17 protein-coding genes are annotated in these 25,501 nt (G+C 71.2%); 6 read left to right on the forward strand and 11 right to left on the reverse strand.

Features of this window, described 5'->3' with window-relative positions:
- Window positions 1-14: 14 nt before the first annotated feature.
- Both IAG44_RS08375 and IAG44_RS08380 read right to left on the reverse strand, forming a co-directional pair.
- A complete protein-coding gene (locus IAG44_RS08375; RefSeq protein WP_187746491.1) occupies window positions 15-1,697 on the reverse strand; it encodes a DUF2264 domain-containing protein in 1,683 nt (560 codons plus the stop codon).
- A gap of 143 nt (window positions 1,698-1,840) precedes the next feature.
- A complete protein-coding gene (locus tag IAG44_RS08380) occupies window positions 1,841-2,905 on the reverse strand; it encodes a rhamnogalacturonan acetylesterase (RefSeq protein WP_187746492.1) in 1,065 nt (354 codons plus the stop codon).
- A 261-nt stretch (window positions 2,906-3,166) separates the two neighbouring features.
- Here IAG44_RS08380 and IAG44_RS08385 point away from each other — a divergent pair, with 261 nt between their 5' ends.
- Window positions 3,167-4,867, forward strand: a complete 1,701-nt coding sequence (locus tag IAG44_RS08385; RefSeq protein WP_187746493.1) for a rhamnogalacturonan lyase B N-terminal domain-containing protein — start codon at window positions 3,167-3,169, stop codon at window positions 4,865-4,867.
- A 49-nt stretch (window positions 4,868-4,916) separates the two neighbouring features.
- Here the strand turns inward: IAG44_RS08385 and IAG44_RS08390 are convergent, their stop codons facing one another.
- Both IAG44_RS08390 and IAG44_RS08395 read right to left on the reverse strand, forming a co-directional pair.
- On the reverse strand, window positions 4,917-6,326 hold the full coding sequence (locus IAG44_RS08390; RefSeq protein WP_187746494.1) for an RICIN domain-containing protein: 1,410 nt from the start codon (window positions 6,324-6,326) through the stop codon (window positions 4,917-4,919).
- Between the two features lie 512 nt (window positions 6,327-6,838).
- Complete coding sequence (locus IAG44_RS08395; protein WP_187746495.1) at window positions 6,839-8,266, reverse strand: amino acid permease; 1,428 nt, start codon at window positions 8,264-8,266, stop codon at window positions 6,839-6,841.
- A gap of 145 nt (window positions 8,267-8,411) precedes the next feature.
- On the opposite strand from IAG44_RS08395, the gene mmuM reads away from it, so the two are divergent.
- Together mmuM and IAG44_RS08405 are read left to right on the forward strand one after the other, a co-directional pair.
- Window positions 8,412-9,356, forward strand: a complete 945-nt coding sequence (gene mmuM, locus IAG44_RS08400) for a homocysteine S-methyltransferase (protein ID WP_187746496.1) — start codon at window positions 8,412-8,414, stop codon at window positions 9,354-9,356.
- 143 nt (window positions 9,357-9,499) lie between these two features.
- Entirely contained in the window at window positions 9,500-10,558 is a 1,059-nt protein-coding gene (locus IAG44_RS08405) for a LacI family DNA-binding transcriptional regulator (protein WP_187746497.1), read from the forward strand.
- Window position 10,559: 1 nt separating this feature from the next.
- On the opposite strand, the gene IAG44_RS08410 is transcribed toward IAG44_RS08405, so the two are convergent.
- The 7 genes from IAG44_RS08410 to IAG44_RS08440 all read right to left on the reverse strand — a co-directional run bounded on the left by IAG44_RS08410 (window position 10,560) and on the right by IAG44_RS08440 (window position 21,322).
- Window positions 10,560-12,116, reverse strand: coding sequence for a carboxylesterase/lipase family protein (locus tag IAG44_RS08410; protein ID WP_425508429.1), 1,557 nt, complete (start codon window positions 12,114-12,116; stop codon window positions 10,560-10,562).
- A 128-nt stretch (window positions 12,117-12,244) separates the two neighbouring features.
- Window positions 12,245-13,480 carry an alginate lyase family protein gene (locus IAG44_RS08415; RefSeq protein WP_187746499.1) on the reverse strand — a complete coding sequence of 412 codons (1,236 nt, stop codon included), beginning with the start codon at window positions 13,478-13,480 and terminating at the stop codon, window positions 12,245-12,247.
- Window positions 13,481-13,497: 17 nt separating this feature from the next.
- Window positions 13,498-16,587: an alginate lyase family protein gene (locus tag IAG44_RS08420; protein ID WP_187746500.1), complete on the reverse strand. Its 3,090-nt coding sequence runs from the start codon at window positions 16,585-16,587 to the stop codon at window positions 13,498-13,500.
- Window positions 16,584-18,101, reverse strand: coding sequence for a glycosyl hydrolase family 28 protein (locus tag IAG44_RS08425; protein WP_187746501.1), 1,518 nt, complete (start codon window positions 18,099-18,101; stop codon window positions 16,584-16,586). The genes IAG44_RS08420 and IAG44_RS08425 overlap by 4 nt, the downstream gene beginning before the upstream one ends.
- A 58-nt stretch (window positions 18,102-18,159) precedes the next feature.
- Window positions 18,160-18,996, reverse strand: coding sequence for a carbohydrate ABC transporter permease (locus IAG44_RS08430; protein WP_187746502.1), 837 nt, complete (start codon window positions 18,994-18,996; stop codon window positions 18,160-18,162).
- Window positions 18,993-19,982, reverse strand: a complete 990-nt coding sequence (locus IAG44_RS08435; protein WP_187746503.1) for a carbohydrate ABC transporter permease — start codon at window positions 19,980-19,982, stop codon at window positions 18,993-18,995. Before IAG44_RS08435 ends, IAG44_RS08430 begins: the two co-directional genes overlap by 4 nt.
- Complete coding sequence (locus IAG44_RS08440; protein ID WP_187746504.1) at window positions 19,979-21,322, reverse strand: extracellular solute-binding protein; 1,344 nt, start codon at window positions 21,320-21,322, stop codon at window positions 19,979-19,981. Before IAG44_RS08440 ends, IAG44_RS08435 begins: the two co-directional genes overlap by 4 nt.
- A gap of 424 nt (window positions 21,323-21,746) precedes the next feature.
- On the opposite strand from IAG44_RS08440, the gene IAG44_RS08445 reads away from it, so the two are divergent.
- The 3 genes from IAG44_RS08445 to IAG44_RS08455 all read left to right on the forward strand — a co-directional run bounded on the left by IAG44_RS08445 (window position 21,747) and on the right by IAG44_RS08455 (window position 25,490).
- Complete coding sequence (locus tag IAG44_RS08445) at window positions 21,747-22,760, forward strand: hydroxyacid dehydrogenase (RefSeq protein ID WP_187746505.1); 1,014 nt, start codon at window positions 21,747-21,749, stop codon at window positions 22,758-22,760.
- Window positions 22,761-22,780: 20 nt separating this feature from the next.
- Window positions 22,781-23,875: a LacI family DNA-binding transcriptional regulator gene (locus tag IAG44_RS08450; RefSeq protein WP_187746506.1), complete on the forward strand. Its 1,095-nt coding sequence runs from the start codon at window positions 22,781-22,783 to the stop codon at window positions 23,873-23,875.
- A 280-nt stretch (window positions 23,876-24,155) separates the two neighbouring features.
- Window positions 24,156-25,490, forward strand: coding sequence for an ABC transporter substrate-binding protein (locus IAG44_RS08455; protein ID WP_187746507.1), 1,335 nt, complete (start codon window positions 24,156-24,158; stop codon window positions 25,488-25,490).
- Window positions 25,491-25,501: the final 11 nt, after the last annotated feature.

A 25,501-nucleotide genomic window follows, 5' to 3' on the forward strand; every position in this document is an offset into this window, starting at 1 on the left:
GCGGAGTCGGGTAACTACAGATGGCGTTCGACCTCCACCTTCCCGTCGGCCAGCCGGACCTTGACCTCACTGCCGTCGGCCCACCGCACCGCCAACTCCCCCTCCCCGTACGTCTCGACAGTCGCCCCCTCCCCCAACTCCTCCGGCTCCGCCTCCCCCGTGAGGCGGGCGAGGGCGACGAAGAGGGTGGGTCCGGGGCCTGTGCGGGTGCCCTTGAGGAGAGTGAGATCGGCGTGGGCGCCTTCGGGGGCGGACCAGCCGGTGAGGTGGACGAGAGTGTTCTCGGGGGCGTCCGAGATGAGGAACGCGCGTACTTCCAGGGGGCCTTGGGCCAGGGTGACGCTGGTGACGCGGGCGCCGGTGGCGGTGGTGTGGCGGGAGGCGATCCAGTCGTCGCCGGCGCCGAGGGGGGTGATGTCCGTGCGGGTGGGGTCGCCGCCGACGATGACGCTGTTGTCGGGGGTGGGGGACGAGGTCGGGGTTGTCACCGTCGAGTAGGCGAGGCGGGTGTAGTAGGGGTCGTAGCGGACGTCCTCGCTGCCGTGGTTGTGGAGGCGGACGATGCCGTCCGAACTGGTCGACTGGAGGAGCCAGTTGGGGGCCTTCAGCGGCGTCAGGGCGTCCTCGCGCTCCGCCGGGGACGGGGTTTCCGTCGCGGTCCAGACCTCGTGCTCCGCGGGGAGGAGGAGGCCGAGGAAGCCCTTGCTGGCCCAGTACGGGGACGCCGGGCCCGAATAGCCTTGCAGGACCTCGGGGTCGGGACCGTGCCAGCCGAGGGTGAGGAGGCCGGTCGTGTCGTCCACCGCGTTCCGGTCCAGGAAGTACTTCAGGGCGCCCGAGGCGAGGCGGCGGGTCTCGCCGGGGGGCAGCGGGGTGCGGCCGGTGAGGGCGCCGAGCCACAGGGGGGCCGTCGTCGCGAAGCGGTACGTGAGGGAGCGGCCCTGGTGCAGCGGGGCGCCGTCGCCGCCGAACAGGCGGGCGTAGTCGGCGAGATGGCGTTCCAGGCGGCCGCCGTAGAGGTCGAGGAGGGCGGTGTCCTGGGTGAGCCAGGCGTGCAGGACCGGGTAGAGGTGCAGGGCCCAGCCGTTGTAGTAGTCGAACTTGCGGCCGTCGCCGTCGGTGTACCAGCCGTCGGCGACGTACCACCGCTCGATGCGCTCCAGGCCCTGGGTGATCGCGCGGCGGGAGGCTTCGGGTTCGTGGCCGATCGACTCCAGGAAACCGCCGACGGTGACCGGGAACAACTCCCAGTTGCAGGGCCAGGGTTCGGCGGTGAGGGCGTCCGACAGCCAGGCGGCGGCGCGCTGTTGGACCGAGGGGGTCAGGCGGTCCCACAGGAGGGGGCGGGTGAGGTGGAGGGCGAGGGCGATGGAGGCGGCCTCGACGAGGGACTGGTGACGGTCCTCGATCTTCGGCCACACGCCCGCCGTGCCCGCCGCCAGGCCGTCCGCGTAGCGCTCCAACGCCGTCTCGTCGCGGCGGAACGCGGCCAGCAGGAGGGTCCGGGCGTAGCCTTCGAGGCCGTCGGAGAGGCGGCCCGTCCAACTCTGGCGGTCGCCGGGGAAGTGGTAGAGGGCGCGGTCGGGGGTGGCGTACGGCTCGGTCGCGGCGAGGAGGGTGTCGGCGGCCGTCTCCCAGTGGGCGCGGGTGTAACCGGTGACCGGGCTGCGGGCGGGGTCGGGCGGGGGGAGGTGCATGTGCGGGTTCTCTCTGCCGGATTGCCGAATACTGCCGGATTTGCCGAGTACTGCCGGATCGCCGAGTACGTCATGGGCCTGGGGCGCCCCGGTTCCGGTCGGGACGCCCCAGGGGCTTGTACGGGCTCATTCCCCCTGCGGGGTCACCCCACCCTCACCAGACCCCGCGGTATCAACTCCCGCGCGGCCAGCTCGTCCCGGACGAGTTCCGCGTACAGGGTCGCCCCATGCACGGACGTGTGCGTGTTGTCGCGCTTCTCGTTGTAGAGGTAGACCGACTTGGACCCCTCCGGCCCCAGCGACTCCACCAGCGCCTTCGTCTTCGCCGTGAGGTCGATCAGCGGAACGCCCCGCGCCGCCGCCACCGAGCGGATCACCGCCGGATGGTCGACGCCGAGGCCGTTGACGAGGAGTGCGGTGCCGTTGTTCAGCGTGCCGTCGGAGTTGAACCAGCGCCGCACGATGGGGGTCACCAGCACGGGCCGCCCCTGCTGCGCGCGGACGCCGGCGACCAGGGCCTCCAGGTTCGCGCGGTACGTCGCCTCGTCGGTCGTCTTGTCGTTGTGCGCGAGCTGGATGAGGACGAGGTCACCGGGCCGGATCAACGGCTGGACGGTGGCCCAGAGTTGAGGGTTCGACAGATAGGTGACCGTACTCTCTCCGGAATCCGCGTAGTTGGCGACGGAGAGGCCCTTGCGCAGGAACTGCGGGAGCTGTTGGCCCCAGCCGGAGTAGGGGTCGCCGGGCTGGTCGCAGACCGTGGAGTCGCCGACGAGGAAGATCTGGCGGGCGTGCCGGGCGGGGGTGACCTGGATGCCGGCGAGCGCGGGTGCTCCGCCGCCGAGGGCGAGGTCGAGACCGGGAGTGCCGGCGGGGCCGGTCGGCTCGCCCTCCGGCGTACGGACGTCGACGGTGAAGCTGCGGGCGATGCGCTCGCCCTCGGGGACGGCCGTCTCCGGGAGGAGCGAGCGGCGCGTCTCACCGGTGACGCTCGTGGCGGACGCCGCGTCGCCGCCGAGGAGGACCTTCACGTCGTAGGTGCCCGGCGGGACGTCGAAGTGGCAGGCGGTTGCGGTGCAGTTCTCCAGGCCGAGGCGCGGGGCACCGGAAGCGCCGGATGCCGGTCCAGAATAAGCCTGGGCGGGGACGGCGGACAGGGCGGTGCTCAGTGTCAGCGCGGCCAGCACGGCGATGTTGAAACGTCTCACTCGCTGCTCCTCGATAGTGCGACAGGGCCTGGCCGCAGGACCGTACCCCCATCCGCAAGCGCTTTCTAGACTCTGGCGCCATTTCACATGATTGCCAACCTCCCGCAAGCGAAAGCCCTTTCGCGAAATCGATTCAACTGTCACTCTGCTGAAGCCCGGGTGCCGGACCCGCCGACGCCGGACCGGGCACCCGCACCCATCCCGCACCGACTCCGCACCCGCTCCCCCCACACCTCGAACCCCACCCGCAGGAGGCTCCCCATGGCCGGAACACCCATGTCCGAAACTCCCCAGCCCGCCACCGGCGTCGGCCGCCGCGCCTTCGTCCTCGGCACCGCCGCGGCGGCCGGCACGGCCGCGCTCGCCGGTCCGCTCGCCGCAGGCGCCTCGGCGGCGGGCTTCGGTTGGAGCGACGACGGCTCCAACTACGTCGTCGACACCGGCGCCAGCCTGGTCTTCAAGGTCAGCAAGTCCAACGGCGACCTGTCCTCGCTGGTCTACAAGGGCGTCGAGTACCAGGGCTACGACGGCAAGAACTCGCACATCGAGTCGGGGCTCGGCTCCTCGACGGTGAGGATCACGCAGTCCGGCTCGACGATCCTCGTCTCGGTCGCGTACGGCACGCTCAGGCACTACTACGCGGCCCGCAGCGGCGAGAACAACGTCTACCTGTGGACCAACCGCGCGGACACGTCGGTCGCCTCGACCCGCTTCATCCTGCGCGTCAAGGCGGGCCTGTTCCTCAACGACCAGCCGGATTCCTACACGTACGCGCCGACGGCCATCGAGGCGTCGGACGTGTTCCGCAAGTCCGACGGCCAGACCCGCTCGAAGCACTACTCGAAGCTGCGGGTCATCGACTACGACTACGTCGGCTGGAGCGCGAACGGCGTCGGCCTGTGGATCGTCCGCTCCAACCACGAGAAGGCGTCCGGCGGCCCCTTCTACCGCTCCCTGCTGCGCCACCAGAGCGCGGACGGCGGCGGCCTGTACGAGATCCTGCACTACGCCCAGAACCAGACGGAGAACGAGCGCTTCGGTCTCCAGGGCCCGTACGTCATCGCCCTCACCGACGGCGGCGCGCCCTCCTCCTCGCTGTACCCGGGCACGCTGACGACGTCCTGGGCGGACTCCCTCGGCATCGCCGGGTACGTGCCGGCGAGCGGGCGTGGCAGAGTCGCGGGCGTCGGCATCACCGGGCGCGACACGGCGCACCCGTACACCGTGGGACTCGCCAACTCGACGGCCCAGTACTGGGGTTCGGCGCGTTCCTCGGACGGGTTCTTCTCGATCGGCGGGGTCCTGCCGGGGACCTACACGTTGACGGTCTACAAGGGTGAACTCGCCGTCCACACCCAGTCGGTGTCGGTGTCGGCGGGCGGGACGACGTCGCTGAACTCGATCGCGCTGGCCTCCTCCAACGACCCGTCCAACGCGGGCGCGATCTGGCGGATCGGCGACTGGAACGGGACGCCGAGCGGGTTCAAGAACGCCGACCTGATGACGTACGCGCACCCCTCCGACGTCCGGGCCTCGGCGTGGACGGGGAACGTCGTGATCGGCAGCGGGACCGAGACGTCCGCGTTCCCCTGCTACCTGTGGAAGGACGTCAACTCCGGGCTGATCGTGTACTTCAAGCTGACGGCCGCGCAGGCCGCCGCCGCGCACACGCTGCGGATCGGGGTGACGACGGCGTACGCGAACGGGCGTCCGCAGGTGGTCGTCAACGACAACTGGACGTCGGCGATCCCGACGCCGCCGGCCCAGCCGAGCACGCGGTCGCTGACGAACGGGTCCTACCGGGGCAACAACCACACGTTCACGTACAGCGTTCCGGCGAGTGCGTGGCTGACCGACACGGGCCAGTACAACACGCTGAAGATCAATGTCGTGAGCGGGTCGGGGTCGACCGGGTTCCTGAGCGCGGGGACGGCGATCGACGCGATCGATCTGCTGGCGTGAGAAAAGGGGCGGGGGCCTTCCGTGCGAAGGCTCCCGCCCCTCAGGGACGTCAACTACCGCGCGTCCACTGCTGGTTGGTCGTCCCGTTGCAGGCGTGCGTGATGATCGCGGCCGAGTTGGCGGTGGAGCCGCCGTTGACGTCGAGGCATTCGCCGCTGGCGCGGGACTTGACGAGCCAGTAGTTGCCGGAGGCGGTGAGGCTCCACTGCTGGGTCGTCGCGGTGCCGCAGTTCTGCTGGGTGACGTCGGTCGCGTTCTCCTGGAGGCACAACGAGCTCTGGCGGCCGACGAGTTGGTAGTAGCCGGTGCCGAGGTCCTTGAACCACCACTTCTGGTTGCCGCCGCTGTTGCAGGTGTACTGGCTGATCGCGACGCCCGCCTGGAGGGACTGGTTCGCGACGTCCGCGCACTTCGAACTGTGGCGGGCCACCAGGGTGTTGTAGGTGGCGCTGACGCCGCTGACGGTACCGGCGGCCGTGTCCACGGTGATCTCCGGGGACCACGACATCGACATCGAGGTGCTGCTGGGGAAGGTCAGCGGGAGCCACACGTAGCGGGAGTCGTTGACCTTGCCGCCGAAGGAGTTGCCCCAGCGGTCGCCCATGTAGAGGTACGAGGTGCCCGACGTCCCCTGGACGGGCAGGACGTAGGCGGTCTGCGAGCCGTACGCGGTGGAGTCGCCGACGTTCGTCATCGCGGACCAGGGGCCGGCGAGGCTGGTCGCGGTGGCGTACTGCTGCTGGTTGGGGTTCCAGCCGGTGGCGCCCGAGGTCAGCATGAAGTAGACGCCGCCCCGCTTGAACAGGGCCGGGGCCTCGCGGTGGCCGCCGGGCCAGGGGTTGGCGACGAGGCTCGCGATACCGGTGTAGTCGGCCGTCAGCCGGTAGATGTGCAGGTCGTAGTTCTCGTTGGCGGCCGAGACCATGTAGCCGGTGCCGTCCGTGTCGACGAACGCGGTGATGTCGCGGGACATGTGCTGGCCGAGGGGGCGGAAGCTGCCCTGGTAGGCGTAGTCGCCGTCGACGGTGTCGGAGACGGCGACGGCGGCGCGGGCCTCGCCGTAGTCGACGCCGTTCTCCTTGTGCATCCACATCACGAACTTGCCGGTGGAGGCGTTGTAGATGACCTTCGGGCGTTCGATGTACGCGGTGCCCAGCTCCGTAGCGCTGGACTGGGTCAGGACGCGGTTACGGAACTCCCAGGTCTTCAGGTCGGTCGAGCGGTAGGCGTCGACCGAGCGGAAGGTGTTGTCGGCGTTGCGGTCCTCGCCGAACCAGTAGTAATAGGAGCCGACCTTGATGACCCCGCCGCCGTGGGCGTGCACCGCGTTCCCCGACGTGTCGGTGAACTGGACGCCGTTGGGCAGCGTCTGCGGTGCCGCCTGCGCCGGCCCCGCGACGGCCAAGGCGCCGGCCAGGGCCGTACAGAGGGCGATCAGGACCGCGTACACACGTCTCATCTCACGCACTCTCCATCACCGAACAACGTTCGATATTCCGAACCGAATATGACATTCCGAACGCCGAAAAGGTAAGGGCGTGTTACGACGGGGTCAACGGGTCTGACGCGCCCAGAGAGAAACCGTTTTCCAAAACTTTTTTCGCAACGTTTCCGACGACTTTCGGAAGGGGCGAAGGGGGACGGCGGGCGGCCATCCGTCCTGCCGCTGGGCACCCCGGACGAGGCGGGAGAGGACGCGGGCGCCGCCTCTCGGCGTCGGCGCAGCCGCCGGGGACGACTCCGGCGGCTGCGCGTCACACCTCGACTCCGGCGCCGAGCCGTCTCGCCCCGGCCCCGTCGCTCACCACTGCCCCGGCGCTCGCCACCGCGCCGGGGCTGGCGCCCGGCCGCATCGCCACCCCGGGAGTTCTGCGCCCACAACGGCCCCGGCGGTGTGGTTGCGCGACAACCGCTGACTGAGCCAGGGCTTGCCGACCACCCCTCCAGCCCGGCCCTCAGCCCAGCCCCGCGTCAGGCCGTCGCGTCCCCTGCAGCCGACGTGACCTCGCCCCCGGCCGCCAACTCCCCTTCCTCCGGCCCCTCCTGGCGGCCCTTCAGCCAGACGTAGAGCGGGATGCCGGCGAAGAGGAAGAGGGCGCCCTGGTAGACGGCCGCGTAGCCCGCGCCGGCGATCAGCCAGAAGGAGAAGGCGAAGGAGAGGGCGGCGATGAGGAGGTCACGGGTGAGGGTGGCGGGGCGGAGGTGGGTGCGGGTGCCCCGTGCCAGCCAGTAGAGCTGGGCGGCGGCGGAGAGGAGGTAGGGGACGCAGCCGGTGAAGGTGGTGATGAGGACGAGGACGCGGAAGGTGGTGTCGGGCCCGGCTGTGTAGTTGAGGGCGATCAGGGCGGTGCCCAGGAGAGCGACGGCCCAGACTCCGAAGCCGGGCACGCCGCCCTTGCCGACCTTCGCGAACGGCTTGGGGAAGAGGCCGTCGAGGGCGGCGGCGTAGGGCATCTGGGCGGCGAGGAGGATCCACCCGTTGAGGCAGCCGACGATGGAGGCGACGGCGACGAGGGCGATGGCGGTGCCGCCCCAGGTCCCGCCGGTGATGGAGTTGACGGCGTCGGCGAACGGCGCCCCGGACTCGACGAGTCGATCGTGCGGGACGAGCCCGAAGACGGCGACGGTGCCGAGGACGTAGACGAGCGCGGAGGCCAGCGTGCCCAGCACGCTCGCGCGCCCCACCGTCCGCTCGGGATCGTCGACCTCCCCCGCGCTGACGGCCGCCGACTCCACCCCGAGGAAGCTGTAGAGGAGCAGCGCGGCGGACGCGGCGAGCGCGCCCGGCACGCTGTCGCCGGTGGCGTTGAAGGGCCCGAAGTTGTCGGTGTCGACGAAGAAGAGCCCGACGGTGGCGACGAGCAGCAGCGGCACGAACTTGAGGACGGTGGACACGATCTGCACGGTCCCCACCCACCGCGTCCCCGCGAAGTTCGCGACGGCCGGCAGCCACAGCGCGAGCAGCGCGACGAGCCCTTCGAGCGCGTGGTTGCCGTGCAGCGGGATCAGGACGTCGACGTAGCCGACGACGGCGACGGCGAGCGCGGCGATGCTGACCCAGCACATCGTCCAGTACGACCAGGCCGACAGGAACCCGGCGAAGGGCCCGAAGGCGTCGCGGGGGTAGACGTAGAGGCCCCCGGTGACGGGGCTGCGCCGCGCGAGCCTGCCGAAGAGGAGCGCGAGCAGGACGGCGGCGACGGAGAGGACACCGAACGCGAGGAGGCTGAGCGTGCCGTAGGGGGCGACGGCGGCGGGGAGCGCGAAGATGCCGCCGCCGATGATGTTGCCCATGACGAGGGCGGTCGCGGTGGCGAGGCCGAAGGTGCGGCGGGGGGACGCGGGGCGCGCGGGAGCCTTGGCGGCGGCCTCGGTCTCGGGGGTGTCGGCGGTGGTCATGTGTGTCCGTGTTTCTCGGGGCGGGGAGGGCGTGATCGTATCCCCGCATCCCACATCGTGGGCCAACTGTTCACACAGTGGACATATTCGGCCGACCTCGGCTCACCGGGCGCGGCCGCCCGCCCGTGTCGATTAGCGTCGTCGTATGAGCCTCTACCTGCCTCCCGTGCCGCCGACCCCGCCCCTCGCCGAGGCCCTGGCCGCCGGTGTCGTGATCCTCGACGGCGGCATGTCCAACCAACTGGAGTCCCTGGGCCACGACTTGAGTGACGAGCTGTGGTCGGCGCGGCTGCTGGCCGAGGAGCCGGAGGCGATCGCCGAGGCGCACTTCTGGTACTTCATGGCGAGCGCCGACGTCGCGATCACCGCGAGCTACCAGGCGACGTTCGAGGGGTTCGCGAAGCGCGGCTTCGACCGCGAGCAGGCCGCCGAACTCATGGCGCTGAGCGTCGAGTTGGGCCGCCGCGCGATCCGCAAGGCGCGGGAGCGGGGCGCGGACCGCCCGCTGTGGGTGGCGGCGTCGGTCGGCCCGTACGGGGCGATGCTCGCGGACGGCTCGGAGTACCGGGGCCGCTACGGGCTGAGCGTCGCGCAGCTCGCGGACTGGCACCGGCCGCGCCTTGAGGTGCTGGCCGCGGCCGGTCCCGACGTCCTCGCCCTGGAGACGGTCCCGGACACCGACGAGGCCGCGGCTCTGCTGGGCGTGGTGCGTGAACTCGGCACGCCCGCCTGGCTGTCGTACAGCATCGACGGCGACCGCACCCGCGCCGGGCAGCCGCTGGAGGAGGCGTTCGCGCTCGCGGCGGACGTGGACGAGGTGATCGCGGTCGGCGTCAACTGCTGTGCCCCCGAGGACGTGCTGGGCGCGGTGGAGACGGCGGTGCGGGTGACGGGCAAACCGGTCGTGGTGTACCCGAACAGCGGGGAGACCTGGGACGCGAACGCGCGGGCGTGGACCGGGAGTTCGTCGTTCGCGCCGGAGCTGGTGAAGGGCTGGGAGGCGGCCGGGGCGCGGCTGGTCGGGGGCTGCTGCCGGGTCGACGGGAAGGCGATCGTCGAGATCGCCGACACCCTGCTCCCGTTGGAATAGACCTGGAGTCGGCGGAGCCGCGAACAGGGCCGCCTTGGCGCTGCTAGCCTCCCGCTGGGAAACCGTTTCCCGGAAGTGTTTCCGCAGTTCCCGTGGCGCACGGCGCGGCGGTCTTCCGGGCACGGGGCGAGGAGGGGCGGAACATGACCAGGAAGAGCGACCCGGCGCGCAGCAACATCCGCGACGTCGCGGCCCGCGCGGGTGTCTCGGCGGCGACCGTGTCGCGTGTGCTCGGCGGGGTCTACCCGGTGAGCCAGCAGACCCGCGCGCGGGTGGTGCGCGCGGTGCGCGAGCTGAACTACGTCGCCGACGCCCGCGCGAAGGCCATCGCGGGCGTGGGTACTCCGACGCTGGCGTTCGTCCTGGAGGACATCACCGGTCCGTCGTTCGCGCTGATGGCGTACGGGGTGGAGCGCGAGGCCGCCCGCAACGGGCACCTGTGCCTGGTGTGCGGCACCGAGGGCGACGTCCGCCAGGAGACCGAGTTCGTGGAGATGATGCGGGCCCAGCGCGCCGCCGCCGTCATCCTGGTCGGCGGGACGGCGGACACGCCGGAGTACCGGGAGCGGACCCGGCGGATGGCGGACCTGCTGGCGTCGGTGGGGTCGCGGCTGGTGCTGTGCGGCCGTCCGCCGCTGGACGCGGGGGCGCCGGTCACGGTCATCGAGTACGACAACGAGTCCGGCGCGCACGCGCTGGTGGCGCACGTCCTCGCGCAGGGCCACAGCCGGGTGCTGTTCCTCGGGGGCCGCCCCGACCACACGACGGCGCAGGGCCGCGAGCGCGGTTACGTGAGCGCGCACCGGGCGCGCGGTGTCGACGTCGACCCGGACCTCGTCCTGCACGGCGACTTCACCCGCGACTCCGGGCACCGGCTGATGCGCCGGGCCCTCGCGGACGGTCTGGACTTCACGGCGGTCGTCGCCGCGACGGACATGGTCGCGGCGGGCGCCCTGACCGCCCTGCACGAGGCGGGCCTGAAGGTCCCGGACGACGTGTCGCTCGCCGGGTACGACGACATCCCCTACGCCCGCGACCTGTACCCGGCGCTGACGACCGTCCACGTCCCCTACGAGGAGCTGGGCCGGGTCGCCGTCCGCACCGCGCTGGGGCGGGCGCCGGGGGCCTCGGACGAGCATCTGCTGCTGGGGACGCACGTCGTGGTCCGTGACTCGGTGAAGCCGCCGAAGGACATGCGGTAGGTCAGCGGGCCCGGTCGGTGGCCGCGCGGCGCAGGCGGCGGACGACGGACCGCAGCTCGGTGCCGCGCAGGGAGCGGGCGGGCAAGGGCTGCGGGGCGGGCGTCTGGTGCGGGACGGCGGGCTCGGCATCCCACAGGGCCAGCTCGGCGTCGCGCGGCCCGGCCGCCGTGCGCGCCGGTCCGTCCCCGAAGATCCGCACGGGGTGCCCGGCGTCCCAGGCGCGCCAGCCGGGGTCGCCGGTCCGCGCGAACCGGACCCAGGCGCCGTGCATCTCGGCGGCGAGCGCGCGCGGCGGATCGTCGCCGGCGAGGCGGACGGAGTCGGGCGCGTCCCCGGAGTCGAAGACGAAGCCGAGTTCGAGGGAGTGGCAGGCGCCGAGTCCGGGCCGCCCGGACGGCCAGGCGAACTCGTAGGCGTACGTCGTGCCGGGGCGGGCGTCGGCCAGCCGGTGCAGGGGGCGGCGCAGCATGTGGTCGGTGACCATCTGGCCGACGATCTCGGCGGGCCCGGCGTCCGGGTGCAGGGCGCGGTAGCCGCGCGGGATCTCGGAGCCGCAGTGGCAGCGGGCCATGGCCCCGGCGAGGGCGACGGGTCCGAGCCGGTCGACGCGCTCGACGAGGCCGCCGGGGACGAGCCACAGCCGGTACTCGTCGCTGGTCCAGCCGAGGAGGAGGCCGGCGTCCCGGGCGGCGTCGCCGTCGAGCAGGGCCTGGAGCGGGTCGCGGGGCACGAGGTCGCCGTCGACGACGATCCCGAACGCGGGCCCGCCGAGGACGGGGCTGGAGAGCCGGCCCACCTCGGCCTGGGTGCGCAGCAGCAGCTCGCGGTCGACGGCGGCGAACGCCTCGGCGGTCGCGGGAACCTTCAGCCTCGCCGCCATCCGGCGCACCATCCGCCGCACCTTGTCCCGGTCCACGGCCTCGGGCGCGCCGCTCTGCAGCACCGCCCGCCGGAACAGGCCCCGCGCCCGCGGGGCGGCGACGAGGGCGCCGATGCTGATCGCGCCGGCCGACTGCCCCATCAGGGTGACCCTGTCGGGGTCGCCGCCGAACCCGGCGATCGCCTCGCGCACCCATTCCAGGGCGGCGAGCTGATCGCGCAGGCCCGCGTTGGCGGGGGCGTCGGGGAACAGGCCGTAGCCCTCGACGCCGAGCCGGTGGTTCAGGGACACGAACACGATGCCGTCGCGGGCGAAGGAGCTGCCGTCGTACACCGGGACGGCGGAGGAACCCCTGGTCAGGGCGCCGCCGTGGAACCAGACGACGACCGGCAGGCGCGCGCCGGGTCCCGGCTCGGGCGTCCACACGTTCAGGTTGAGACAGTCGTCCCCGGGGATGTCCGGGTCGGACAGGTACTGCGCGAACGCCTCCGAGTACGGCGGTTTCGGAGCCGTCGGCCCGAAGGACCCGGCGTCGCGGACTCCGGACCAGGACTCAGGGGGTACGGGGGGCAGGAACCGGCGGGGGCCGAAGGGGGGTGCCCCGTAGGGGATGCCCCTGAATACCGCGATGCCCTGCTCGTACCTGCCGCGTACGGTCCCGTGGGGGGTCTTCGCCACCGGGTCCGTCTGGTTTGCCGTCCGGCCTGCTGTCATACGCCCACCAGCCCTTCGCCGCGCTCGTGCACCGGTAGTACCAGAGCACCACGAAGGCGCCCGGTATTCCGGTGCACGAGGCGTTCAGGGGGCTATTTGGCGTACATCAGGGTGCCGAAGCCGAGCTGGTCGAAGCCGCCGCTGGTGGTGCCGTAGTCTCCGCCGCCGCCCTCGGGGGCGACGGTGGCGTAGATCTGGGCGATGTACTTGTCGTCGAGGTTCAGCCTGCCCTTGTAGTGGAAGTGCAGCTGGGCCCAGACGGGGCGGGCCTGGCCGCGGGCGGTGGCGGAGACGGCGGTCTGGGACTGCTGGGCGCAGTTCTGGCCGGTGCCCCAGGTGTAGGTGGTGAAGGGGACGTCGAGGCCGAGGTTGTACTTGGCGACGTACTGGGCGGCCTTGAAGAACCGGCGGTCGTCGTAGGAGTACAGGTCGTCGCCCTGGTTCCAGGCCATTTCGCAGATCGCGCCCATCTGGCCCATGCCCATCAGGCTGTGGCCCTGGTCGCGGCCCGACTCCTGCCACTGGCCGAGCGCGTAGCCGTCGGAGTCGGTGTGGAGGAAGGGCACGGCGTTCTTGATGGAGCCGTTGCCCGCGCCGGACTTGAAGTAGGTGACGGCCTGGTCGTACTTGGCGGCGTCGTCGTTGAGGATGCCGATCGCCATGACGGAACCCATGGTGCACAGGTCCCAGTTGGCCCAGTAGTTGGTGATGCAGGCGTCGTTGTGGCCGGTCAGGAACTGGTTGTTGAGCGGGTAGAAGACGCGTGCCAGCATCTCCTGCGCGGCGGCGAGGTCGAACCCCGGGTAGCCGCGCATGAGTTCGCAGGCGTTGGCGAACTCCCAGCCGTAGATCCCGGCGGCGAGGAAGCGGTCCGCGTTGCCGGTGACCGACGTCAGCGTCCTCGACCAGGCGTTGAGGATGTTCGCGGCGCAGGCCGCGTTGGCCTCGGTGCCGGCGACGCGCCAGCGCAGGGCGTTCTGGTAGGCGGCGGCGATGTCGTTGTAGAGCTGGGGGTAGTTCTCGCCGGTGCCGCCGCGCACGATCGTCGCGGTGGCCCGGTTCGTCCAGGTGGACGCGGAGTGGGAGTTGGCGGTCAGCTTGTTCCAGCCGGCCAGCCAGGGGTTGGTGCCCGCGGCGACGCGGACCTTGGCGCGGTTGATGTCACCGGCGTTGTGGAGCATGCCGGGGTGGGTGAAGGTCGCCGGGGCGGCGTCCGCGGTGGTGGGGGTCAGCGCGGAGGCCGCTCCGCCGAGGGCGAGGGCGGCGCCGAGGCCGCCCGCCGTTTTCAACAGGGTGCGGCGGGTGGGGAGTTGGGGAGTGCGGCTCATGGGGGTGGGGCTCCCGTCTAGTCGGAGGTGATGATCACCTCGGTGAACCGTGCGGTGGCGAGGGCGAGTTGGCTGCGCGAGCAGACCACCGGGCCCACGTGGTAGGGGGCGTCACCGAAGAGCGGGACCGTGCCCTCGGCGAGGGTGGTCCAGGTGACGCCGTCGTCGGTGGAGACGGCCGCGGCGAAAGCGGTTCCCGTGCGCTTCAGCCGCAGCAGAGCGGGGAGTTGGACGGCGGTGGTGCCGGTGAACGCGGAGGCTCCGGCGACCGTCGGGCGCAGCATGAGCTGCGCGGTGGTGCCGCCGGTGACGATCACTCCGGCGGCCTGGTCGAAGGGGTTCAGGGACTTCGTCATCAGCAGCCCGACCCGGTCGGCGCTCGCGCCCTCCCGGGAGAGCAGCCGGGCGGTGACCGTGCAGTCGCCGCTGACCGGCTGCCGCACGAACTGCCCTGTCATCCCTTGGTTGTTGACGCCGAGGTCGCCCGCGCCCTTCACCGTGAAGGTGTCGTCCGTGTACGTGGTGCTGCCGGGGGTGAGGACGGCGACGACGCCGAGGGTGGCGAAGGCGGCCGGGTCGGTGACGATGTCGCCGAGGTCGGCGGCGGTCCAGGGAGCGGGGACGTCGCTCTCGACGCGGGCCCGGGGCTCACGGACGCCGGGGACCGAGGCGGCCACCGCGCGTGAACGCGGGCCACGGCCCGACGAGTTGGTCTTCGCGACGGCGTAGTGGTAGGTGAGGCCGGCCTCGGCGGTCGGGTCGGTCCAGCGGATGCGGGTGCCGAAGCCGACCGGGCCGACGTCGGCCGCGACCGTCCGGTACGGCCCGTCCGGGCGCGGGGCGCGCAGGACGGTGTAGCGGGCGGAGAGATCGGGATCGGTCCACGTGAGGCCGTCGGGGCCCGACTTGAGGTCGGTGGCGGTGCGGGTCGGGCGCGGGACGCTCCAGACGGTTCCGGCGCTGTCGGTGACCGTGACGTTGTCGAAGGCGCCGGTGCCGGTCTCGGCGTACGCCTCGTCGACGCCGAGGCTTGAGGTGAGGACGAGTCCCGCGCGGACCGTGCGGCCCAACTCGACGTCGGTGGCGCCGACTTGGGTCCAGTGGACGCCGTCCGGGGAGATCGCGCCGGTCAGGCGGCGGCCCGTGCGGGTCACGCGGACCCAGTAGGGGGCGCGCAGCCGGTAGCCGTCGCCCGCGCCCTCGACGTACGGCGCTTCGAGCGGGGTCGCCGACTCGGGGAGGGTGCCGAGGTCGGAGAGGGGGAAGGCGGCGCGGGTGGTGATCGACTCCTGCTGCGAGGGCGGGACGGGGGTGGAACCGGTCGCTCTCACCGGGCCGTTGGTGGTCGTGCGGACCGTCCACACGCCGCTCCAGGTGTGCAGCGGCAGTCCCTGGATCAGCATCGAGGCGTGCGCCGCGCCGGGGTCGGCGGAGTCGCGGAGGGTGACGCCGATCTTGGAGTACTGCGAGCTGAGCGGCCACACGATCCGCGCGGTGACCGATCCGTCGCCGTGCAGCGGGAGTTGGGCGAACCGGTGGGTGTCGGCGGTCCCGGACGCCTCCAGCACGAACCGCTCCCCGTCGTACACCGTGGAGCCGGGGATCTGCACCGCCCCGACGTCCCCGCTCGACCAGGGCCCCGGCAGCCCGGCGTGGGCGCCGACCACCGTCGAACTCCCGCTGCCGCCGAGGGCGTTGGCGGCGGTGACGGTGTAGTGGTAGGCCCGTCCGGGCCGGACGGCGGTGTCGGTGTACGCCGGTTCGCGCACCCCGCTCGCCAGCAGCGTGAACGGCCCGGCGGGATGGGTGGCCCGCCGGATCGCGTACCCGTCCGCGTACGCCGACGGCAGCCACGCCAGCCGGACTTCGCGCTCCTCCCCCGCCGCCATCAGCCCGGCCGGGGGCGCGGGGATCGCCGGCGCCGGGGCGGTCGTGCCGGCGTAGGTGAAGGTGCCCCAGCTCGGCAGGTCGTCGTTGCCGCCCTCGACGACACGTGCGCCGCCCGCACCCCGGAAGACGGCGGCCCGCGTGTGGGGGGCGTCGAGGCCGCGCACGCCCGTGTAGTGGGCGAGGTACATCTCGTAGGCCGGGGGGAGGTTGCCGCGGCCGATGGCCGAGACGGACCGCTTGAGGTACTTGCCGGTGCGGTCGAGGTCGGGGGTGAAGGGGACGTCGCCGCCGAGGTTGTAGCGGGCGGCGTACTCGGCGTTCGCGAGGACGCGGTTGCCGTCGAAGCCCCACAGGTCGACGCCCTGGTTCCAGGCGACCTGCGCGATGTCGCCCATGAGGCCGACGGCGAGCTGTTCGTGGCCCTGGTCGCGGCCGGACTCCTGGCCCTGGCCGGCCGCCGTGACGACGCGGTGGGCGACGCTGCCGTTGCCCGCTCCGGCCGCCGCGTAGCGCAGGGCGTCCTCGACGAGGGTGGGCTCCTCGCAGAACACGCCGATGGCCAGGATGGTCTGCATGGCCGTCAGGTCCCAGTTGCCGTTGGCGTACAGCATGTAGCCGGAGACCGCCGGGTACCAGACGTCGAGGAACGACCGTTCGCAGCGCGCGATATCGGCCTCGGCCCAGCCGTCGTAGCCGGTGTGGCGCAGGAGTTCGGCGGCGTTGGCGAACTTGAAGCCCTGGAGGCCGGCGCCGAGGGGGCCGTCCGCTCCCGTCACGGCGGTCAGTGAGGCGGACCAGGCGTTGAGAATGTCGCGGGCCTTGTCGGCGTGGGCGCGGTCGCCGGTGACCGCCCACAGGAGGGCGTTCTGGTAGGCGGCGGCCGAATCGGCGACGGCCTGGTTCTGGAAGTTGGTGGGGCCCCGGCCCCAGGAAACGATCTGGCCGGTGTTCTGGACCGGGTAGGTGCTCTGCGAGCGGGCGTGCGCGGCGAGCGCCAAGTAGCCGTCATACACCGGCGATTGCTTCGCCTCGACGGCGGCCTTCATCCGGGCCAGGTCGGCGGCGGTGTGCAGGAGACCGGGGTGGGCGAAGCGCGAACTCCCTTGACCTGTAAGGGCGTTGGCGCTCGCCGCCGGCACGGTCAGGGTGCTCGTGCCGGCGGCGAGGAACAGGGCCGCGGACGAGGTGAGCAGCCCGCGGCGGCTGAGCGGGCTCACTGGGCGGCCTGCGCTTCCGCCGTGGTGATGAACCGCAGGTTGATGACGTGCTCGTTGGCGAACCACTGCATGACGTCGGTCGTGTAGTACCAGCCCGGCTTCTTCATGGAGTCCGCGATGGCCTGCCCGTTGATGACCAGGTTCTCGAACGTCACGTTCCTGATGGCGTGTTCGGCGTCGTAGCCGAGGAAGAGCGAGGGCTTGGCGTTGGTGCCGGTGTAGGTGAGGTTCTTGACGTAGACGTTCTCGATGCCCCGGCCGACCGATGTGTTGTACTTCGTGTTGTACATGACCTTCATGTAAATGACCTGGCCCCAGCGGAAGTTCTCGATCCGTATGTCCTCGGCGTGGACGTTGCGGATCAGGTTCGAGTCGCCGGGGTTCAGCGCGATGCAGCCCTGGTAGTTCATCTGCGGTTCCCGGTGGTCGCAGATGTCGATGTTCTCGAAACGCAGGTTCTCGATGACCTCGGGGCTCTCGGTGTTGCCGTGCGTGCCGACGTTGATGGGGTGGGCGACGTCGGCCCAGAGGGTGGCGTTGCGGACGGTGACGTTGCGGGTGTCGCCGTAGTAGTTCCAGCGGTGCGTGTAGATGGCGACGCAGTCGTCCGAGTTGCGCATGAAGACGCCGTCGACGACGACGTTCTCGCTGCAGAAGACGTCGATGCCGTCGCCCCAGCCCTTGGAGCTGAACGAGCGCAGGCCCTCGATGTGGACGTTCCTGCTGTTGCCGAGCTGGGTGGCGTACCCGTTCGGGTTGAGCATGGTGACGCCCTCGATCCGGATGTTCTCGCTGTGCTCGACCAACGCCCCGCCGCCGGACACGGAGTTGATGAACCCGCGCCCGGTCAGGCGCGCGTTGCGCACGTTCTGGAAGAGGACGGTGGCCCTGAGGACGGCGCCGCCGTCGAGGTACACGGTCTGGCCCTCGGCGACCTTGAGGGTGCCGTCGGCGGTGGTGTGCACGCCGGGGCCGAAGTAGACGACGTCCGGGTCGTCGGCCTTGGGCGGGTGCGGGTCGACGCGGCCGGTGAGGACGTGCAGGGTGTCGAAGACGTCGTCGTTGATCTGGACGACGACGTTGCGGGGTTCGTCGAGGGTGAACCGGAGGGTGTCGCCGAGGAGTTCGGGTGTGATGCCGTACGAGTCGGGCCGTACGCGGGCCTTGGTGGTGCCGCCCTTGAGGTAGGTCACCTCGATCTCGACGGGGCCGTGGAAGTCGAAGGAGACCAGGGAGGAGTTGTAGACCTTGCTGGAGCCGGTGGCCGCGTTGATCTCGCTGAGCTGGGGGCGCCAGATGTCCAGGGTCTGCCAGTCGCCCTGTGCGGTGCGGACGCGGACCTTGTAGCTCGTGTTGGTCGGCATGGCCGCCGGGCGGGGGTAAGTCACCAGCCTGGGCGTGGAGTCGGTGTCGTCCGCGCGGGCGGTACCGGCCGTCACCCCGGACAGGCCGGCGGCGAGCGTGGCGGCGCCGGCCGCCTGGAGGGCCGTGCGGCGGGAGAGGGGCGTGTTCATGCGGGGGCTCCTTGGCGGAAAGGCTCGAAACGGCGAAGGCGCTTGGCTCGACGGGGAGTTACTTGAGGCCGGAGGTCGACATGCCGGCCACGAAGCCGCGTTGGGCGACGAGGAAGACCAGCAGGATCGGCACGACGTACATCACCGAGGCGGCGGCCTGGAGTTCGGGCACGGGCGCGCCGGACTCGTTGACGTACGTCGTCATCACGGCGACCGCGAGGGTGGTGCGGTCGGTGGAGAGCAGGAGCTGGGGTGCGATGTAGTCGCCCCAGGTCCAGGTGAAGGCGATGATGAAGCTCGCGGAGAGGACGGGCCAGGACTGCGGGAGGAAGATCCGCCAGAAGATGCCCGTATAGCCGGCGCCGTCGATGATGGCGGCCTCCTCCAGTTCGCGGGGCAGCCCGGCGAAGAACTGCCGGAAGAGGAAGACGAGGTAGGGCGCGGCGGACAGCCCCCACAGCACCCAGGGCCAGTAGGTGTCGACCATGCCGAGCTTGGCGAAGATGAGGTAGGTCGGCAGCAGGGTGATCATCTGGGGCAGCATCATCGAGCCGATGAGGATGCCGAACAGGGTCTTCTTGCCGGGCGCGGACAGCCGGGCGAAGCCGAAGCCGACCCAGGCGGAGCTGAGGGTGACGAGGGTGGCGTAAAGGAGGGCGATGATCAGGGAGTTGCGGGCGTAGCCGAGGAAGTCGATCTGTGTGAAGGCGTCGGCGAAGTTGTGCCACTGGAAGTGGTCGGGGAGCCAGTGGACGGGCGAGGCCGCCAACTCCCCTTGCGTTTTGAGGCCGGTGAGGATCAGCCAGCCGAACGGGCCGAGGAACAGGCCGGTCAGGGCGACGAGTCCGGTGTAGAGGGCGAGGCGGCCGGTGCGGACTCGGACGGTCGTGGTCACTTCTTCGCCTCCGGGTCGACGTGGTAGAAGACCGCGCCGGACGTGAACCGGAAGAGCAGGCCCGTCACGGCGAGGATGATGACGAAGAGCACCCACAGCAGCGCGGAGGCGTAGCCGTAGCGGCCGAGCGCGAAGTACTGCGCGAACACGTGCATCATGTAGAGGTAGTTGGACTGCGGGACCGTGGTGATCCCGGTGGTGTCGCCGAGCGGCGCGAGCAGCAGCGGCATGATGGTCTGGACGGACGCGATCATCCCGGTGACGGTCTGGAAGAGCAGGACGGGCGACAGCAGCGGGACGGTGACGCTGCGGAAGGTCCGCCAGGCGCTCGCCCCGTCGAGGCGGGCGGCCTCGTGGAGTTCGCGGGGGACGTCCTGGAGCCCCGCCAGCGAGATGATCATGATGTTGCCGGCCGCCCACAGCACCGTCATCAGCAGCACGTACCGGGCGTAGGGGTCGGCGAGCCAGCCGACGGCGTCGAAGCCGAGGAACGTCAACACCCCGTTGGTGGCACCGGAGTTCTGGTCGAACAGCGCCTTGAAGGCGAGCCCGGCGCCGACCGGCGGGACGACGGCGGGCAGATAGATCAGCGTCCGGAACAACCCCCGTGCCTTCACCGGGCGGTTGAGGAGGACGGCGAGGCCGAGTCCGGCGGCGATCGACAGGGGGACGGAGGTGACCGCGAAGAGCCCGGTGCGGCCGAGCGCGTCCCAGGTGACCGGGTCGTGGATCAGCTCGCGGTAGTTGCCGAGGCCGATGTACCTCCAGTGCGGCGAGAGGCCGTCGAAGGTGGTGAAGCTGAGCCAGAGCGCGTACCCCATCGGAATCACGGTCAGCAGCAGGAAGCCGGCGATCCAGGGCGAGGTGAAGAGGTAGAAGGCGCGCTGCCGGCGGGCGACCATGCTGGTGCCACGCCCACGCCCTCGCCCGTGCCGGGTCGGCGGTGCCTCGGCCGGCGCCGGCCCGGTGATCTGATCGACCGTCATCCCACCTGCTCCTTACCGCGCTTGAGCTGTTCGTTGACGACGTCGTTCAGCCGTCCGGCGAGCGCGTCGACGGAGATCCGGCCGTTCATCGCCGCGGGGGCGACCTGATTGAAGAGCGCGTCGAGGGCGTCGGCGCGGGTGTAGGGCGTGAAGGAGACGACGGAGAACCGCTTGAGTTCGTCCTCCTGCACCCGCAGCGTCCGCTGCTGGTACGTCTCTTGACGAGGCATCAGGGAGCGCAGGGACTTGAGGGTCGGGATGCCCCAGCCGCCGGCGGCGCGTTCCCTGGCTGGTTCCTCGCCGAAGAACCACTCGAAGACCCGCCAGGCGGCGTCCTTGTTCCTCGCCTTCTTCGGCATCCACAGTCCGGTGCCGCCCTGGCAGGCGCTGATGCGGGGGCCGCCGGCGAAGACGGGGGCGGGCGCGAGGCGGGAGACCTCGGCGAGCTTCGGGTCGGTGGCGATCATGCCGCCGAGCCAGTAGCCGCTGTTGGTCATCGCCATGCGTCCGGCCTGGTAGGTGGGGCCGTCCCAGCCGTTGGGGTCGGGCTGGATCAGGCTCGGGCCGACCTTGGTGCGGCAGTAGTCGATGTACCAGGCGAGCGCCTTGCGGGCCTCGGGGGTGGTGAAGTCGGCGCGGCTGAAGTCGTCGCTGAAGAGGCTGCCGCCCGCCGACGCCGTCATCGTCGCGAGGAGGGTGGAGCGGGTGAGGCCCGCGTAGCTGCCGCCGAAGACGATGGTCTGGCCCTGTCTGCGCCGGACCAGCCGGCGGGCGTTCTCGGCCCACTCCTCGTAGGTGACGGGCTCGGTCTCGGGCGGGTAGGAGAGGCCGGCCTCGTCGAAGACGGCGGTGTTGTACCAGTACATGGAGTCCTGGGAGAAGTCCTTCGCCATGCCGTAGCGCGGGCCCTTGCCCTGGGTGCGGCCGTCGAAGCGCCACAGGTCGTTCACCGGGTCGAGGTCGTCGGCCCGCAGGACCGTCGAGCGGGCGAAGTAGGGGTCGAGGACTTCGGCGACATCGCGGGCGGCGAAGTACGCGGCGTCCACCGCGCCCACCCCGCGCACCAGATCGGGCGGGTTTCCGCTGGTCAGCATGGCGATCAGCTTCGTGATGTCCCACTTGACCAGCTCGACGCCGATGCCGAGTTTCCGCTTGGCCTGCCTGACCTGGTCGGGGGTGATGTCGCCGGGCGAGACCATCATGGTGACGGTCTCGCCCCCGCCGCCGACCGAGCCGGACACCTGGAGGGCGCAGCCGCTGAGCGCCGCCGCGCCCGCCCCGCCGGCCGACAGCGCGAGGAACCTGCGGCGGCTGGGAGGGGCGGCGGCATGGGAGCGCATGGGGTATCGCCTTCCTGAGACGTACGGAGAGACAGACGGAGAGACAGACGGAGAGACAGACGGGCATGACAGCGGCTCACCCGGATCATGCATAGCAACCGGTTGCTACGACCGAGTGGGCTGAGCTTCTGCCGCGACACGGGGCGCGTCAAGAGTCTGCGCACGTTTTCGAAAACTCCGGACGCACCGGAACCCGTCGCCCAACTAGCCGAAACCGCCCCTGAGATGCCAAGCTGACCTGCGCCGACACCGTACGGATCAGCCGCCCGAACGCCTCGCCACCCCCTGCCCCGCCCGCCGGATTCACACGACCCACCCACCCACACAGGCAACAACCGGTTACCGATTGACCCTGACTCAACGGCAGATCTACGGTAGAAGACGCTTTCAGTAACCGTTTCCCGTACGCATCCTCAGGAGAGTCATGCCCAGCGCCCAGTTGCCGAGGGCCGTGTTCGCCATGGATCCGGTGCACCTCCCCCTGCTGTTCCCCGAGCCGCTGCTCGCGCGGCTGCGCCGGACGGCCGACATCGACCCCGCGCTCGTCGTGCGGGACCTCGCCGACCCGGCGGCGGCGTCCGCGCTGGCCGGGGCGGAGATCCTGGTCACCGGCTGGGGCTGCCCCCGCCTCGACGAGCGGGCGCTCGCCGCCGCCCCGAAGCTCCGCGCCGTCCTGCACGCGGCGGGGTCGGTGCGCTCCCTCGTCGGGGACGCCCTGTGGGAGCGGGGGGTGCGCGTGTCCAGCGCGGTCACCGCGAACGCCGTGCCGGTCGCCGAGTACACGCTCGCGATGATCCTGCTCGCCGGGAAGAACTTCTTCGCCCTGCGCGAGAGTTACCGCCGCACGCACACGCAGCCGACGTCCGCCGAGACCGCGCCGATCGGGAACCTGGGCCGCCGGGTCGGGGTGATCGGCGCCTCCCGGGTGGGGCGCAGGCTGCTGGAGCTGCTGCGGCCGTTCGACTTCGAGGTGCTGCTGCACGATCCGTACGTCGACACCGCCGAGGCGGCGGCGCTGGGGGCCCGGCTGCTGTCCCTGGAGGAGCTGCTGACGCGCAGTGACATCGTCAGCCTGCACGCGCCCGACATCCCCGAGACGCACCACATGCTGGACCGCGCCCGGCTCTCGCTGATCCCCGACGGCGGGTTCCTGATCAACACCTCGCGGGGCGCGCTGGTCGATCACGCCGCGCTCACCGACGAGTTGGTGTCGGGCCGTCTCCAGGCGGTCCTGGACGTCACCGACCCGGAGCCGCTGCCGGCCGGCTCGCCGCTCTACACGCTGCCGAACGTGGTGCTCACGCCGCACATCGCGGGCTCGCTCGGCAACGAGCTGGCGCGGCTCGGCGAGATCGTCGTCGCGGAGGCCGAACGGCTCGCCGGGGAGCGGCCGTTGGAACACGAGGTGCGGCATGCGGACCTCGCCAGGGTCGCCTGAGACGAGAGGGAGCCGTGCCGGTGAGTGAACGCCAGGCCGGGCGCAGGGTGACCATCAAGGACGTGGCGCGCCGGGCCGGCGTCTCGGTGGCGACGGTCTCCCGGGTGCTGGGGGTCAGCAACTACCCGGTGGCCGCGGCCACTCGGGACCGGGTGATGAAGGTGGTCCGCGAGCTGGACTACGTCACCAACGCGCACGCCAGGTCGCTGGCGGGCGGGGGCACGCCGACGGTGGCGATCCTGATGAACAACATCACGGGTGCCGCGTTCGCCCACGTCGCCAAGGGAGTCGAGGGCGCGGCGACGCTGCGCGGCTGGCTCTCGCTGGTCGGCACCACGGGCGACGACCCGGAGCGGGAGCTGGCGCTGGTCAACGCGATGCGCCAGCAGGGGGTGGCCGCGGTGGTGCTGCTCGGCGGGGCCTACGACCGCACGGAGTACCAGACGCGGATGGGCCGGTTCGCGCGGTCGCTGGACGCGGCGGGCTCGCATCTGGTGCTGGTCGGCAGGCCGCCATTGGAGGGGGACGTGCCGGCGACGACGGTGAACTACGACAACGAGGCGGGGGCCTACGCCATGGCCAGCCACGTCCTGTCGGCGGGCCACCGCCGGGTCCTGGTACTGCCGGGCCCGGCCGGACTGACCACCGCCCAGGGCCGGTTGAAGGGCGCGCGGCGCGCTTTCGACGCGTACGGGGTGCCGTTCGACCCCGGGCTCGTGCGGCACGGCAGCTACGACTACGAGCACGGTTTCTCGGCGGTGCGCGAAGTCCTGGCGCGGGGCGCGGACTTCACGGCGGTCCTCGCGGGGACGGACGTGGTGGCGGCGGGCGCGACGCAGGCGCTCAAGGTGACGGGCCTGCGGGTGCCGGACGACGTGTCGGTCGCCGGGTACGACGACATTCCGCTCGCCTCGCATGTGACGCCGCAGCTCACGACGGTCCATGTGCCGTACGAGGAGATGGGGCGGGTCGCGCTGCGGGCGGTCGCCGACCGGCGGGCGGGGGACGTGCTCGCCGGGCCCGGCGCGGGCCGGCCGGCCGAGGCCGAGCATCTGGTCCTGGGCACCCATGTCGTCGTCCGCGACTCGGTGCGCCCGCCTCGACCGGGGCGGTAACTCCGCTGCCGGGGGCCCGAGTCGAGGGGCCTCCGAGGCTTGTCCCAGGTGCCGTAAGCGGTTACCGAATTTCGGGTCGATTCGTCCAAGATTTTTCTCGCACGCCTCTTGATAATGCCGTTCTCGTCGGCCTACGGTCGCAGCAACCGGTTACTACCGCTTCTTCTTGAGCCCGGCCCGACGCCGCGATCCTCCCGCCGTCCGGCCGCCGCGCACGGCCAGTACCGAGCCGCCGATCTCGCCCCGCCGAGACGCCTGATTCCCGAAGGAACACGGTCAGATGAATGCCCTCAGCCCCCGCAGAAGGATCGCCCGCGCCGCCGTCGCGGGAGTCGCGCTGACAGGTCTGCTCGCCGCCTGCGGCGGTTCGGGTGACGACGACGGCTCCTCGGCGTCGGGTCCGGTGACGCTCGACTACTGGGGCTGGGCCAACGGCCAGCCGGCGGTCGTCAAGGCGTTCAACGCGGCGCACCAGGACGTCCGGCTCAAGTACACGAAGGTCACCGACCAGTTGACGATGCAGAAGCAGCTGACCAACGCGGTGAAGGCGGGCAACGCGCCCTGTCTCGTGCAGAACACGGCCGAGTACGTGACGACGTGGGTGTCCCAGGGCGCGCTCGCCGACATCTCGAAGTACGTCGAGCCGAGCAGGGCGAAGTTCAACGCCGGTTCCTGGGCGAGCGCGCAGGTGCGGGGCACGTTCTATGGCGTGCCGACGAGTTCGTCCCCGAACTTCACGATCTACCGGGCCGATGTCTTCCAGAAGTACGGCGTCAAGGCGCCCACGACGTGGGAGGAGTTCGTCGCGGCCGGCAAGGAGCTCAAGAAGCACGGCGTGAAGATCACCAACTACGCCGGTGAGGACCCCTCCACGCTGGAGGTGCTGGCGATGCAGGCGGGCGCGCACTGGTACGCGATCGACGGCGACGCCTGGAAGATCGACTTCCAGGACGCGGGCACCCTGAAGGCCGCGAAGGTCATCCAGGACGTCATCGACAACGACCTCAACTCGACGCTGTCGTTCGCCGATTACGCGGCCGTGCAGCGCAACTACGACAACGGCGGCACCGTCACCCGGCAGATCTCCACCTGGCAGATGGCGGGCATGGTGCAGAACTTCACCAAGTCGTTCGGCCAGTGGGCGCTGGCGCCGTGGCCGGCGTTCGCGGGCGAGGCCGCCAAGACGCCGGCCGGCACCAACCTGACGGGCGGCGTCAACCTCGTCACCAAGGACTGCAAGCACCAACAGCAGGCCGCCGAGGCCGCGTTGTGGATGTCGACCGACCCGGGTGCCGTGCGGACGATGGCGAGCCCCGAGACCGGCAACGGCGTGATGCCCGCCCTCGCCGACACCAGCTCCTACGTCGACGCGTCGATCTCGCGGAAGCTGCTCGGCACGCACTACGCACCGGCGAAGAAGGTCGTCTCCGACAGCCTGGACACGGTCACCACCGACTGGACGTTCGGCCCGAACTGGACGGCCATGTTCACCGAGTTGCAGGCGGGCTGGGCCAAGGTCGTCAGCAAGGAGCAGAAGGTCACCGACCTGCTCGCGCACATGCAGAAGTGGACGGTCGACGACCTCAGGTCGCGCGGCATCAGCGTGAAGGGCTGAGGGAGCCTCAG

This window comes from Streptomyces roseirectus (genome assembly GCF_014489635.1).
GTDB lineage: Bacteria > Actinomycetota > Actinomycetes > Streptomycetales > Streptomycetaceae > Streptomyces > Streptomyces roseirectus.